12 protein-coding genes and 1 pseudogene are annotated in these 14,220 nt (G+C 48.5%); 8 read left to right on the top strand and 5 right to left on the bottom strand.

Annotated elements, in window-relative coordinates:
• Nucleotides 1–23 precede the first annotated feature (23 nt).
• Both ACXHJ2_RS18745 and ACXHJ2_RS18740 read left to right on the top strand, forming a co-directional pair.
• Complete coding sequence (locus ACXHJ2_RS18745) at nucleotides 24–1,022, top strand: glycosyltransferase (RefSeq protein WP_165082731.1); 999 nt, start codon at nucleotides 24–26, stop codon at nucleotides 1,020–1,022.
• Between the two features lie 141 nt (nucleotides 1,023–1,163).
• Entirely contained in the window at nucleotides 1,164–1,370 is a 207-nt protein-coding gene (locus ACXHJ2_RS18740) for a hypothetical protein (RefSeq protein ID WP_230493826.1), read from the top strand.
• Nucleotides 1,371–1,374: 4 nt separating this feature from the next.
• Here the strand turns inward: ACXHJ2_RS18740 and ACXHJ2_RS18735 are convergent, their stop codons facing one another.
• The 3 genes and pseudogenes from ACXHJ2_RS18735 to ACXHJ2_RS18725 form a co-directional block, all read right to left on the bottom strand.
• Nucleotides 1,375–1,524, bottom strand: a complete 150-nt coding sequence (locus tag ACXHJ2_RS18735) for a hypothetical protein (protein ID WP_225683814.1) — start codon at nucleotides 1,522–1,524, stop codon at nucleotides 1,375–1,377.
• 22 nt (nucleotides 1,525–1,546) lie between these two features.
• Nucleotides 1,547–1,696, bottom strand: a pseudogene (locus tag ACXHJ2_RS18730) (DUF1036 domain-containing protein); the annotation flags it as partial.
• Nucleotides 1,697–1,895: 199 nt separating this feature from the next.
• Entirely contained in the window at nucleotides 1,896–3,098 is a 1,203-nt protein-coding gene (locus ACXHJ2_RS18725) for an MFS transporter (RefSeq protein WP_058828982.1), read from the bottom strand.
• A 216-nt stretch (nucleotides 3,099–3,314) separates the two neighbouring features.
• On the opposite strand from ACXHJ2_RS18725, the gene cysK reads away from it, so the two are divergent.
• Nucleotides 3,315–4,238 carry a cysteine synthase A gene (gene cysK / locus ACXHJ2_RS18720; protein ID WP_165082729.1) on the top strand — a complete coding sequence of 308 codons (924 nt, stop codon included), beginning with the start codon at nucleotides 3,315–3,317 and terminating at the stop codon, nucleotides 4,236–4,238.
• 132 nt (nucleotides 4,239–4,370) lie between these two features.
• The gene (locus ACXHJ2_RS18715) at nucleotides 4,371–5,348 is read left to right on the top strand and encodes an aldo/keto reductase (RefSeq protein WP_165082727.1); all 978 of its coding nucleotides are present in this window, start codon (nucleotides 4,371–4,373) and stop codon (nucleotides 5,346–5,348) included.
• An 83-nt stretch (nucleotides 5,349–5,431) separates the two neighbouring features.
• On the opposite strand, the gene ACXHJ2_RS18710 is transcribed toward ACXHJ2_RS18715, so the two are convergent.
• Both ACXHJ2_RS18710 and ACXHJ2_RS18705 read right to left on the bottom strand, forming a co-directional pair.
• Nucleotides 5,432–6,232, bottom strand: a complete 801-nt coding sequence (locus ACXHJ2_RS18710; RefSeq protein ID WP_165082725.1) for a WYL domain-containing protein — start codon at nucleotides 6,230–6,232, stop codon at nucleotides 5,432–5,434.
• Nucleotides 6,207–7,532 (bottom strand): helix-turn-helix transcriptional regulator, encoded by a 1,326-nt coding sequence (locus ACXHJ2_RS18705; protein WP_025677403.1) that lies wholly within the window; start codon nucleotides 7,530–7,532, stop codon nucleotides 6,207–6,209. Before ACXHJ2_RS18705 ends, ACXHJ2_RS18710 begins: the two co-directional genes overlap by 26 nt.
• A gap of 198 nt (nucleotides 7,533–7,730) precedes the next feature.
• Here ACXHJ2_RS18705 and ACXHJ2_RS18700 point away from each other — a divergent pair, with 198 nt between their 5' ends.
• Genes ACXHJ2_RS18700 through ACXHJ2_RS18685 form a run of 4 tightly spaced genes read left to right on the top strand, consistent with a single transcriptional unit; the run spans nucleotide 7,731 to nucleotide 14,204 of the window.
• Entirely contained in the window at nucleotides 7,731–9,299 is a 1,569-nt protein-coding gene (locus ACXHJ2_RS18700; RefSeq protein ID WP_165082723.1) for a limonene hydroxylase, read from the top strand.
• Between the two features lie 19 nt (nucleotides 9,300–9,318).
• Nucleotides 9,319–10,137, top strand: coding sequence for a nucleotidyltransferase domain-containing protein (locus ACXHJ2_RS18695; RefSeq protein WP_165082721.1), 819 nt, complete (start codon nucleotides 9,319–9,321; stop codon nucleotides 10,135–10,137).
• A 21-nt stretch (nucleotides 10,138–10,158) separates the two neighbouring features.
• On the top strand, nucleotides 10,159–11,598 hold the full coding sequence (locus tag ACXHJ2_RS18690; protein ID WP_165082719.1) for a 3' terminal RNA ribose 2'-O-methyltransferase Hen1: 1,440 nt from the start codon (nucleotides 10,159–10,161) through the stop codon (nucleotides 11,596–11,598).
• The gene (locus tag ACXHJ2_RS18685; RefSeq protein ID WP_165082717.1) at nucleotides 11,595–14,204 is read left to right on the top strand and encodes a polynucleotide kinase-phosphatase; all 2,610 of its coding nucleotides are present in this window, start codon (nucleotides 11,595–11,597) and stop codon (nucleotides 14,202–14,204) included. The genes ACXHJ2_RS18690 and ACXHJ2_RS18685 overlap by 4 nt, the downstream gene beginning before the upstream one ends.
• The last annotated feature ends 16 nt before the right edge of the window (nucleotides 14,205–14,220 follow it).

Genomic DNA, 14,220 nt, shown 5'->3' with positions numbered 1-14,220 from the left:
AAAGAAGGTAGGGAAATAAATCCATGAAAAAAGTCGGTTTGGTCATGAGAAAAATACAATTTGCTGAAGCGCAGGGTCCTCGTATTTTTGCAGAACGTCTGAAGCAGATCGGATTGGAACTGGGGGTGGATATCGTATTTGTATCACCGGAGCGCCATGTAAGCAGCCATGACTGGCTTCCGGGCTATGAGCACGAAAAGGGTGACCTGGTCAATTATGACATCGTACTGGATCAACTGCACGAGCAGCAGATTGAGCACGTTATTTATACGGTATCTGGCTTTACCTATTTGAATATGTTTTTTAAAAACAGCGTGCTCTTTCCACATAGTTTTCCAGACCCGGCACTGACAGGCTATGAGATGATGAAGCCTTTTTATCAGATCGTGGACAAGGCTATCGTACAGACTGCCTTTCTCAAGCAGGAGATGACCTCGAAGTTTGGCGTAACCGATGTGACAGTCATCCCGATCGGATTTAATGAGCGGTTGGTGGAAAAGCATTTTGATCCCTCACAAGTGGTGGAGAACCGGGTGATGTGGATTGGTAGAGATGAAGAGAATCGGCGTCCGGATCTGGTACTGGAGTATGCGCGGCATAATCCTGATAAGGATGTCTATATGGTATTTGGCGGTGAACGCTACAAGGAAAGCATGAAGAAGTACGACATCCCGGACAATGTAAAACTTCAATTTGCGCTAACGCAAGACGAGGTGTTTGCACTGATGAACACGGCGAAGGTGTATTGGAGCTGCTCCAAATTCGACACGTTCGCGATGCCGCTGACCGAAGCGCTGGCCATGGGGAAAATCGTCGTCAAGCCGGAGCATCCTTGCTATGGGCACATCAGCTCTACACATTCATTTTCGGGGAATGAGAAGAACTGGTTCGAACTGGTCAATATGGCTGCGGCTTCACCTCGCCGGGTTTCTACAGAAAACCAGGCATACGCCATGGAACAGTTTTCAAGTCAGGTGATGAAGCAGGGATATAGGGATTTTTTCGATGGTTGGTTAAGCTGAACGCCGAGACAAAATACTGTGGTTGTAACACGCGTATATGAGCCCAGATGAAAACAAAAATAACCCGCAAGGGAATCACTTTTTTCCAAAATGTCCATCTGCGGGTTATGGTTCATTGTGTTTTATTAAAGGGGCTTTGTAGTGTTTGCAACCAGGTTGCGTCTTTTATTGGCGAATTCTTCGGCTTATCGTTTGGACTTTACTGGAACTGGGGTTCCTTTTTTAAATCGAGTCGGTCTTCTCGGAATTCTGTTAATGCCGGAGTCCTCCGATTTGGAAGGTAACGCTCTACGAGTTGTCTTTGTTGACAGTAAGCTTTGGTTGGTTCTGCTGAACTCAACAGTGTAATTGTCTACAGATGAATCAATGGCAAGTCGGCGCATCCCCACTCGTCTGGATGATCCTCTGCTATCGTTCCAACACCAATGAAAATCATGGCTAGTATTTCTCGGAAGCCGTGTGCGGTACGTACCACGCCACCTATTGGAGTGATCTTCAGCATAATAGTAGAATGTGGTTCCCCCTACAGAACCGCTCCATACTTCTCTCGTATCACCAGGTTCTATCCGATACCAACCCCTTTTAGAATAATTGGTTGGATGACAGTCGGAACTAGGATAGGCGTAGGCAGCATAAATGGTATTACTCGTGTTGTTTCTAAAAAAAAGGCTCATCATAAACACTTCTTTCCTCATAAATTGGTATTGCACTGTCATACTATGAGGAATTTAGAAGGAGAGATTGGACAATATTCTCTCAATCTATGAAAAATGAACCATTCATTTACGTCCAATTTGCTATTTTTAGAGATATGCCGTTATTTATTGCTGCGGTCCGGTTGGTAGCTGTGCACTGTCCAACAACTGAATGATTCTATGATTGTGTTGCTGTTTCAGTATGAGCCGTCTTGCGATCCATCATGTAGCTGACCAGCATCAGTAGCAGACCGCCGACAGTAATGAGTGATGCAACCCATGGAATGGCGGACAGCCCCATTTGGTTAATCACGACTCCCCCGATAAAAGCACCACCTGCGTTACCCAGATTCAATGCGGAATGGCTGGAGGTAGAGGCTAGCAAAGGAGCCTCATAGGCCAGATTCATGATGCGAACCTGAATACCTGGCATGATGCCGAATGCAGCAATCCCCCAGATGAATACAGTGATAACGGCCAGTACTTGGCTTTGAAGTGTAAACGTCAGAATGGCCAGAATAATGGCCAGTACAGCATAGTTTGCAATCAAGGAGGGAAGCAACTTCCAATCTGCGAGCTTGCCGCCAACGATGTTCCCAATTGTGACGCCTAGGCCGAACAGGACAAGAATCCAGGTAATGCTGTGTTCGGCAAAGCCGCTAATGTCCGTAAGCAAAGGCGTAATGTACGTAAAGACAGTGAACAGGCTACCACAGCCGACTGCACCTGTGAGCAGCATCAGCAGCACTTTTGGATTAAACAGGCTTTTGACTTCTTGCTTGAGACTGGAAGGCTTGTCCTGCTGAATCACCGGAATGTAACGAATAATACCGAAGAGAGAAATCAAGCCGATCACAACAATGGCTCCAAAGGAAGCGCGCCAGCCGAGCTGCTGCCCGATAAAGGTGCCAAAGGGCACGCCAATAATATTCGCCACGGTCAATCCGGTCAGCACCATAGAGATGGCTCCTGCCCGCTTATCAGCACGAACCAGCCGGGCAGCGATCAGGGAACCTGCTCCCAAGAAGGTTCCGTGCGATAACGCAGTAGCCATACGGGCCGCAATCAGCAGTTCGTAGTTAGGAGCAATGACGGAAAAAAGATTGCCTAAAATGAATATAGACATCAGCAGACACAACAGCTTTTTTTGCGGAACCTTATGGGTTAATACAGTAAGCACAGGTGCGCCAATGGCCACACCAAGCGCGTAACTGGTGATTAATTGCCCGGCTTGCGGAATCGTAACTTGAAGATCATGGGCTACATTGGGGAGAAGTCCCATAATGACGAATTCGGTCATGCCGATGGCGAAGGCACCAAGGGTTAACCATAGCAAGGAGGGGGGGAAGCGATTAGCTGTCATATTTTCTTGAGTACTCATAAGTTTCTTGTATCCTCCTGAAAAAATAGTAATGCGAGTATATCATTCCAGGCAACATCTGGCGACCCATTTTGCAAGAATTTTACATACTAAGTTGATAAGGTTTGTGTAATTTACAAAAGTGACAGGTTGGAAGGAGCCAATTATGTTATTTTGGTAGTATGATATGAAGATAGGGAATGACGTTGTAAGGAATAATCCGGGGAGGATATAACAATGACACTTAAAGTGGTACATAGGATTACGGACTTAATCGGGGATACGCCTTGTGTGCGGCTGCAACGGCTTACAGGACCGCAGGATGCGGAAGTATATGTGAAGCTGGAGTATTTTAATCCAAGCGGCAGTGTTAAAGATCGGGCGGCGGGCAATCTGATTGCCGAGGCGGAAAAGGCGGGACATCTCAAGCCGGGGGGCACCATTATTGAGCCAACCAGTGGCAACACGGGGATTGGTCTTGCGATGAATGCGGCAGCTCGAGGTTACCGTGCGATTTTGGTAATGCCTTCGAATATGACGAAGGAACGGATCAATATTTTAAAAGCCTATGGGGCTGAGGTCGTACTGACACCAGCGGAAGAACGGATGCCAGGAGCGATTCGTAAAGCTCTCGAACTGGGGGCAGAAATTGAAGGGAGTTTTATCCCGCATCAGTTTGAAAATGAAGCAAATCCCGATATCCATCGTACAACCACGGCACTTGAAATTTTGGAGCAGACGGAGGGGCGGTTGGATGTGTTCGTCGCTTCTTCGGGAACGGGTGGTACCATTACGGGTACAGGTGAAGTGCTGCGCCAGCATTTGCCGGATCTGCGGATTGTTGTGGTCGAGCCCAAAGGTTCGCCCGTACTGTCTGGGGGAAAACCCGGTCCGCATAAGCTGGTGGGAACGAGTCCGGGCTTTGTTCCCACCGTGCTGAATACGGAAGTGTATGACGAAATCGTACAGGTTTCCGATGAGGATGCGATTGCGATGACACGGGCGATTGCTGCACAGGAGGGAATTCTTGTCGGGCCCTCCAGCGGGGCTACAATATGGACGGCCATTCAGAAAGCCCGGCGTTTGGGAGCAGGTAAACGGGTGCTTTGCATTGCCCCGGATACCGGAGAGCGTTATCTGAGCATGGGGATATTCGGATAAAAAGATGCGAATCGGGGCCAAAGTGATACACGACCGTAAGTAAGTGGTAAAATAGGTGTGTGATAGCGGTTTCACGCACTATTCGAATGTAGATGAAGCAAGGAATACTTTGAGGGTTCAAGGAGGAGCAGCATGAAAATTATGCCTTTACAAAAACGTGGAATCTCCGATAGTCGGCTGGTGCTTGGTTGCATGCCTTTTGGTGGAGAATGGAGCCATGCACCGTATACACAGGAGCATGTCGTTGAAGCGGAGAGAGCTGTAGAAGCTGCACAATCCATCGGGATTACGATGTTTGATCATGCGGATATCTATCGTATGGGAAAAGCGGAAGAAATTTTCGGTCGGATTTTAAAGGGACAGCCCGGATTGCGTGAACAAATCGTAATTCAGTCCAAATGCGGCATTTTTTTGCCGGATGGCACGCTCCCAGGCCGTTTTGATTTCTCATATGATCATATTATGGAGTCCGTAGATGGTATCTTGAAGCGTCTGGGTACTGAGTATTTAGACATCCTGCTGCTGCACCGTCCCGATCCGCTGGTAGAGCCGGAAGAAGTAGCGAAGGCGTTCAGTGAGCTTAAGACATCCGGCAAAGTCCGGCATTTTGGCGTTTCCAATATGAATGTAAGCCAAATTCGTTTTCTGGAACGTAGCCTATCGGAGCCGCTGATTGTTAATCAGCTGGAGATGAGCCTGGCACATCTGCATTTTATAGATCAGACCATACACGTGAACCAGCAGGCAGGGACGAATGTACATTTTGGCGAGGGTTTGCTGGAATATTGCCAAACTGAGGATATTCAGCTCCAGGCTTGGGGACCGCTGGCGCAGGGACGTTTTAGCGGAGGTTCTCTGGAAGGAGAGCCTGAGCACATCCGTAAGACGGCAGAACTGGTGCAGAAGCTGGTTTCTGAAAAGGGGACGACACGTGAAGCGATCGTCCTGGGCTGGCTGATGAAGCATCCGGCACGGATTCAGCCTGTCATTGGCAGCGCCAATCCTGAACGAATCAAAGCATGTCAGGATGCAGAACGCCAGAGCGAGCTGATGACCCGTGAGGAATGGTATCAATTGTATGTCAGTGCACGCGGACAAGCCTTGCCATAACTCGTTTAACAGGCCCTCCTTTCGTCTCATTAGCAGACGGAGGGAGGGCCTTTACGTGGATTCATCCTATATGTCTTCAGCAGCTATTCCTCTTCGTATCGTGCGAGGGCCTTGGCTGTTGTTTCCTTCATTCGCGATATTAATCGAGAGCCTTGAACGACCTTGACACGTTTGCCGAGGAAGCGGATTTTGGATAACACATATTCACATTCGTCTGCCTGGAAAGTGAGCGTAATACGATAGGTATCTGCTTCCTGATCATATTCGACCTCCTTTTCAAAACAGGAAAAAGCATATAAAATACGAGACATTTCACCGTTATATACAGGAATAATTTCGATGATGCCCTGTTCTTTGCGTGACTCCAGTATACCGAGTATTCGTTGGGTAAACGTCTCGGCTTCTTCAGGTAGGATCTCATCCTCCGTAACGGTTACGATGTTGGACAGTTTAGTGGACATAAATGCGCGGTGGCGACGATTATACCACAGCAGACTCCATTCTTTTTTGACCATGGAAAACTCCAGCTTGTATGGGAATCCGGACATTCGCTCATGCAGGCGTCCGTTGCGCAGTTTGTAGGTCATACAGATGCCTGAACGGGATCGCAGAATGGAACGCAATTCACGCAGGAGTGGATGATAAACCGAAGCAGCAGGAACCCCTGCTTTTTCGCGCAGGCTGCCATCAGCCTCCAGAGGCTCGTCGTCTGCAAGTAATTGCCGAAGCTTATCAAGTGTAGAGGGGGTAAAAGCCTCTGTCGCTGCCGAGTCTGCAAGCATGGACTTAAGCCAGACTCTTTCCTGCGATGTGGTAGCAAAAGCGCCCGATTCATCCAGTCGTGAGACGATCTGATAGTTAAATATTTTCTCGAACAGGCTCATAATAGGCTTGCAGCTCCTTCCATTCCTGTCTGAATTCCTTACGCAGCCGCTGGGGTTCCAATACCTCACAGCTTGATCCGAAGCTGCGAATCCATGGTTTGATCTCAGTGATTCCATTCACTGTGATTTCATAGATAAAGGATTCACTTTCTTCCTCCGTAATCGCACCCCATTGTCCCTGTGACAGTACACGTTCCCGGATAAAGTTGCGCTTTGCACCCTCAGGATTAAAAAAACGTACCCGTACCTTCACGGGACGACCCGTATCAACAAGCCAGCTGTACCGCATTTTTTCTTCCAGCACGGCTAACAGGTCGGCATAAAGCTGCTCTGGGACAGGCTTGCCCTCCACCAATTGAGTCATGCCCTCCATACGAAACTTCATGATTCCTTTGCCGCCTACATGACCAAGCACATACCAACGTCCGTATTGATGATCATAGATGACTTGCAGGGGTAGAATGGTATGTTCACGGCCTTCGGTCTCTTTTTCAAACCGTGGGTTTGTGTTCTGTGACCCGTACATGCTTCGTTTGGACGCCGAAAAATATAAAAAGCTTACACAGCGACGTTGCCGAATGGCATGCAGAAGCGGATGAATATGGGCTTCGTCCAGAATGCGTGAATAATAATGGTATTTATATAAAAAAGGCTCTGCCATCTCACGATCTCCGAGCTGACGGCGCATAGCTTTTTTAAGATGATCTCGTAACAGATATCCCTGCACAGAGGGGAGCTGGGTGTTGGCCATAATGTCCACAAAATCATATAAGTCCAGTAATTCCTCGTCCGTCAGTTCTGTCACCAGATCATTGCGGACAGCATAGCGATAAGGTCTGCCGCCAGGCTCCTTACGAACCACGCCGACTTCGACCAGATATTTCAGATCAGAACGGATTGTTTTCTCATCTGGCAGTGAACTGTCGGAAGGCAGGCCATTGCAGCAAGCATCCAACAGTTCCATGGTGGTCATAGGCTGTGACTGTAGCGCTGTCAGCAGAAGGGATAAGCGGACGCTTTCCGATTCCTTGAGCGATTTGGCCCGAAATAGAAATAACAGCAATGGATCAGCGGATTCGTAATAATTAAAGCGCAGCATCTCATTAAAATCATGTCCCTGTTCCGCAGGCAACTGCTGTTGTACGGATTGGACAATCTCCTTGAGGCGCCGGATCGTTTTATCAAAGGTATGTACCGAAATGCCAAGTCTGTCTGCAAATTGCTGCCGATTATAAGCGCCGCTTGTTAGTGTGAGCATACGCAGGAATTGAATTTCTTTATCAAAACTCTCTCTCGCCATGATGCATTCCCCGTTTCTGTAGCCGTTCTCCGAAAATAAGTATCCCTTTATTCTAACAGGGTAGGGATGCAGGAAAAAGGTAATTTATTCATCTTTGTAATACTTTCACCATGTTCATGACTTCCAAAATAAAGGATTATAGGAATATAAGGTAGCACGATAAGTAAGAAGCAATACATAACAGAAGGGTGATGCAACATGTTTGGACGATTCAAAAATGAAGTGTTATATCCATGGGTAGGTAAGCTTTCGATTTATGAAACGATTAAGCAGGGACTGGACCCTCAGGGCAGGCTTACGGATGATCATTTGCCAGATGATGAAGAATACTGGGCAGGTCACAAGATGCGTTGGGTGGCAGGAGGGCTGGATGGAGCGTTTGGGCATCACGGCGCTGGCGGAGATGGAGAGACTGACAAAATTAAGGATCTGGCGCAGTTGTTGTCCAGACAATGCCGCAAGCCAGGGATGAAGACGAGACGTGAGACGTATGTACGCTTGATGGAGGAAAATGCACTCAGCCTGATTGATCCGCTGCTAGATGCGGTGCGGGAGCATCCAGCAATTCAGCCGGATCGATTGTATGAAGAAGCACGTTGGCTGGCTGAACACGGAGCACATCGTAATGTGGTGAAGTTTGGCATTGCATTGCTTGGATTGCTGGAGACGGATCAGCACCACGAGCTTATTTTAACACTAGCCAAGCATGATGAATTCACGCTATATGCGGCTGTAGCTATCCGTAATATTTCGGAGCAGGCCAACGAGCAGTTGTATAGGTTAGCGTCACAGGTACATGGCTGGGGACGTATTCACGTAGTAGAACGGCTGGAGCCGACACGGCAGGAAATACGTGATTGGTTATTACGGGAAGGATTCCGCAACAATGTCATGTATGAGTATCTTGCTTATGAGTGCGCTCATAAAGGCGAACTGCATACAGCCATCGCTGTACCGCACATTGATCAGGATTTGTTTGACGGGGCGGGTGATATTCTATCAGCTTTGCTGGCAGCAGGCGGACCTGCGGAAAGTATAGATGATTATGAGCATGCCGCTATGGTCATAGGCAACTACCTTCGCCATGCTAAGGCCATGTGTACGACTGTGAAGCATTTTACGATCATCATGGATATTGCGGATTTTCTGGGTGAAGAAGACGATTCATGGGAGGCACGTTATGAGCATGAATGGACGCCGGAATTGCGTAAACGTTACGCGTCGATATGCCAGCAGATGATGGACGATCCACAGTGGGTAAAGCCGGTAGAACAGGAGCTACAGCATGCAAATTCACCGCATCTCCACTACGCCATTCGTGTAGCTCGAATGCTAGCACTAGATGTATGGCCCGTGCTATTTGATCAATTAAGCCAATACCCAGTCAAGCCTAATCTGTACTTTGAACTCATCAGGACAGAGGATGAACAACGGGCTCGTAAGCTGGTGGCTTTTGCAGAAAAGCGCTTGCCTCTGGAAAAGATTGCCTCTGGTCCTGCTGATGTGCCAGGCTTTGGACCGGAGTATGAAGCGCATCAGTGTCTGGGTATTTTGCTTCAGCAATTGTCTTCTTACGAAGGAATGGGGCAAGAGCTAGTTGCTGCCGGACTCTGGAGTCCGGTGACCTCCAATCGTCATGCAGCGCTTCATGTACTCAAGGAATGGCCTTCTGAGATGTGGGGTGAGGAAACGACAGAGCGTCTTCGCCGCTTATCGGTAGCTGAAACGGAGGAGTCGATTAGAGAACAGATTCGGGAATTACTTTAATGATAAGGGAGGGAACAACATGACAGATGTGAAGCATGGGCAGGGTTTCATTCAACCGGAAATGCGCGAAACGATTTTGCGTGAGCTGCGGGCGTTGGAGCAGGAGGAACAGGTGCGCATTGTATACGCCTGTGAATCAGGCAGTCGGGCATGGGGGTTTCCTTCACAGGACAGTGACTATGATGTACGATTTATCTATGTAAGACCCATAGAATGGTATTTATCTATTTTTGATAAGCGGGATGTGATTGAACGGCCAATCAGCGATTTGCTGGATATAAACGGCTGGGATTTGAAAAAGGCGCTCAATTTGTTTCGCAAATCCAATCCGCCTTTGCTGGAATGGCTGCAATCTCCGATTCCCTATCTGGAGCAGTATTCAGTGGCTGATCAGATTCGTGCGATCTCGCCGTTAACCTTCTCTCCGAAGTCCTGTATGTACCATTATCTGAATATGGCGCGGGGAAATTATCGGGATTATTTGCAAGGTGAACAGGTGAAGATTAAAAAGTATTTTTACGTGCTGCGCCCGCTGCTGGCCTGTGGCTGGATTGAACGATACAACAGCATGCCTCCGATGGAATTCGTAGACTTGCTGGAGGAATTCATTCCGGCTGATACCGAACTTTACCAGGTGATCGAACATTTGCTGGAACGTAAAAAAGCGGGCGAGGAGCTGAATGTGGAGCCACAGCTTTCGGTGGTGAATGATTTTATCGAGCAGCAAATTGCTTACTTTGAACAGAAGGCGCCTTTGCTTCAGCATATGGAGGGCGGACGAGATCAGCAGTTGGATGATATGTTCCGCGCTGCGGTGAATGAAGTATGGAAAACATAAGTTGGGAGGGAGAAGTAGAGTATGCACATCACGCTAAAAGCAACCGGAAACAATGCTGGGATGATTTCGCATTTGCTTGCCAAAAATCCCTATAATACGTATGATCGCACGGAAAAGGGTGCACGTGTACGCATGGTGTACACCGTGTTTACCGAGGAAGAGGCAGAAATCGTCATTCAGGCTTCGCCAGATTCGATAGATTTGGTCAAAAACAGTCCGGATAGCTATGATATTACACAATATATTAATGACCGGGAGTTTGTAACCAGTAGCTTGTTCTGTACCTATATTCGCGGTGCGCTTGGCACGGCCTTGAACGGCAAACCCAAGGAAGACTATACAGCATGGGTGACGCATCCTTTTGCATTGGAGTTATCGTTTGGGCCTGTTGCGTCGGATTTGCCAGATGCTGTGGTGGAGGGGCTATTTGCGCCGCTGGGCTATCAAGTGACCATAGAACGAGGGGAAGCGGATTATTCTTTTCAGCTGAAAAATCGAAGCACCGTCAGATATGTCACGCTAAGTGGTCATCAGACGGTGCAATATGCGCTGCGTCAGTTATTGCTGTTGATTCCAGTGTTGGATAATTATAAGCACTACTATATTAGCGAAGAAGAGTTTGACAAGCTGAGACGTTACGGTGAAGGCTGGTTGTCAGCGCATCCGCTACGCGAGCTCATCATTCGACGTACACTTCATTTTACCAATCTGATTGAGCAATTTGAGCAATCTGATTCTGCTGCTACACAGACTGAAAAACATGCGGTCCAAGAACAAAACCATAATCACGAACAGGATCAGCAGCAAGATCAGTCACTGGAGGAAGGAAAGCAACAGCCTGTAATGCGGCTAAATGAGCTGCGGTATCAAGCCATTATGGATGTGATTCGCAAGCTGCCCCGAAGACAGAAAATCGTAGATTTTGGTTCAGGGGAAGGGAAGCTTTCGGCTCGCTTGGCCCGAATGAAGGGCATTGAAGAGATTTGGGCTGTGGAGCCGTCTGCTTATGCACAGGTGAGGGCTGTGGAGCGTTTTGCCAAGCTGGAAAGGCATGCCGACGCCATTCGCCCTACACCTATGATGGGCTCTCTCTTTTATTATGATGAACAATTGCGAGGGAAAGATGTGATGATCCTGTGTGAAGTCATTGAGCACGTGGATGAGCATCGTCTGAACCGGGTGATGAATACGATTGTGACAGAATATCAGCCAGGTATGCTGATCGTGACGACTCCCAATCGCGAATATAATGAAGTGTATCGTATGGATCAGCAAGAGCTACGGCATGGCGATCACCGATTTGAATGGAGCAGAAGTGAGTTTCGTGAACGATGCGAGCAATGGATTGAGGAAGCTCCTTATTCATTAGCGCTGGAAGGGATCGGAGAAGAGGTCGAAGGCTTTGGACAACCGACCCAAATGGCTGTATTTACGCGCAGAAAGGAGCCGAAGAATTCATGAGCATTTCATCCGAACGAACGATTGATTTACCGCATGCTGGACTGGTTGTATTGGTAGGGGCCTCGAATAGTGGTAAAACCACTTTACTGGAGAGGCTGGTGAGCGAAGGGGTTCTACTGGAAACGGAAGTGGTATCCTCGGATCATTTTCGCCAGCTGGTCGGAGATACGGAATTTATTGACTGGCGCGGACTTCCAAGGCTGGAATCGGACGTGCTGTTTTATGAGTATCAGCAGATGTCAGCCAAGGCGTTTGAGGCGATGGACACCATTCTGGCTATGCGCTGTCGTCTCAATAAGCTGACGGTTGTGGATGCCACCCACCTGTATGCTGAGGATCGCCAGAAATATGTACAGCTGGCAGCCAAGGCGCATGTACCTGTGATGGCTCTGGTGCTGGATGTACCCGAATCTGTGCTGCTGGAACGTGATGCAGGCAGGGCGCATCCGCGTGGCCGCCAACGGGTCAAGCAGCAGGCACAGCTGTTAAAGCGGAACCTGCGCGGTATCCGGGAAGAAGGTTTTAACGCTTGTTATGTCCTCAAGGATGTAGAAAAGCTTAACTTCGCCCGCCGTGCTCAGCCGCTGTTTCATGATATAGGTGCAGGCATTGATATCATTGGTGACATCCACGGGTGCTACCGGGAGATGCTGGAGGTACTAGAGCGGCTTGGATATATGGAAGATACGGACGGACTATACCATCATCCAGAAGGCAGAAGACTGGTATCTGTCGGGGATGTGATAAGCCGTGGCCCAGAATCGTTATTAGCAGTGCAGTTCTGGAAAAAGCACGTGGATGCCGGACTAGCCTACATGATTGACAGCAATCATGGCTGGAAAATCGGTCGTTATCTCGATGGTAGAAAAGTAACTCTCAATCATGGAGATGAACGATTCGCAGGGGAACTGGTTCAATATGAACAACAAGTGGGCAAGGCAGCAGCGGAACAGCTTAGAAGTGAGCTGAGGGATTTTCTGCTACATGCGCCCTCTCATCTTATTTTCGGCAGAAATGGGTTGCGACACGTGGTTGTGACTCATGCGGGGATTAAGGATCATTTTATTGGCAAACAGTCGGCGCGTATCTCTGATTACTGTCGTTATGGAGATACGGAAGGTCAGGATGCAGACGGAAAACCAATCCGCAAAGATTGGTTCGTAGACCATGAATCGGGAGAAATAGTAGTATGGGGACATGATCCGAGACCGCAGCCTACCCTTGTCAATCAGACGGTGAATATTGATCAAGGTGTGGTATTTGGTGGTATGCTGACCGCTTATCGTTATCCGGAAAAGGAATTTGTCAGCGTTCCGGCTCATGAGAATTATGCGAATGATCCCGATAGCCCACTTGTCCGGTGGCAGAGAAAACGGTTTTCCCCGCCGAATTTACGTAAGCTCATCGCTGGTTACAGTGTGCTGACGGAATCGTATGGCGAAGTGCGCGTTCAAGGAGAATCGGTCAAAACCGCTATAGATACCGTGTCACATGTGACGGTACCGATGGAGGAACTGGTGTACATTCCGCCCACTATGAGTCCTGCCCCCAAGGTTTCCGAAGAGGAAGGTTATCTGGAGCATCCGCGTGAAGCGCTAGCTTATTATCGCAGTCAAGGCGTACAAACGATGGTAGCGGAGAAAAAGCATATGGGTAGTCGGGCGATTTTGCTATTATTCAAAAACGAACTGGCTGCTGTTGAATATGTAGGCTACCCGACATTGGGCACGATCTACACCCGAAGCGGACGACCCTTCTTTGAGTCAGGCTTTGGGAAGCAGGTGCTGGAGAAGCTGAATGCGGATCTAGTGGATGCCGGATATTTTGAACAGAACCAGACGGATTTTGTGTTGCTGGATGCAGAGATTGTACCGTGGAATCTCAAGGCTCGGGAACTGATTGCTGCACAGTATGCGCATGTGGGTGAAGCAGCTCTGCTGGATCGCAGTAAGCTGGTAGACAAGCTGAAGCAGGCGAAGGTTGCAGGCCGAGAGGTTGGAGACTGGCTGGAGGAAATGGAACGGAAATATGGCAATGCCGTAACGTTCCAAGAGGCTTTTCAAAAATATTGCTGGGATGTGGACGGTCTGGATGAAATTCGTATTGCACCGTTTCATACACTGGCCCACAGCGGACAGACGTTTTTTGACCAATCTCATATTTGGCATATGGAGCACAACCGGGAGCTGGCAGGACTGTCCTCTATATTTATGGAGACAGAGTATCGTGTCATCACGGATGAAACAAGCGAGGAAGAGGTCATTCGCTGGTGGAATGAGATGACAGAGGATGGTCATGAGGGCATTGTGATCAAGCCGGAACGCTTTTTGATGAAAAATCGGGACAAGATGATTCAGCCTGCAATCAAGGTGAGAGGCCGGAAGTACTTGCACATCATTTACGGTATGGATTATCTTGTCCCTGAGAATTTAAAACGTCTGAAGCAGCGTCGAACGAACAAAAAGGAGCGTCATGCCTTGATGGAAGGAGCGCTTGGCATGGAGGGCGTGGAACGTTTTGTCCGCAAGGATACGGTGGAGCGTATTCATGAATGCGTCCTGGCCGCGTTATCTCTGGAATCGGAGCCGATTGATCCGAGATTGTAGTTTGCGAAGGAGGGAT

The sequence above is a fragment of the Paenibacillus sp. ALE3 genome, from assembly GCF_054113405.1.
The sequence above is the reverse complement of the archived record's forward strand: the minus strand, read 5'-3'. Positions and strand labels throughout refer to the sequence as shown.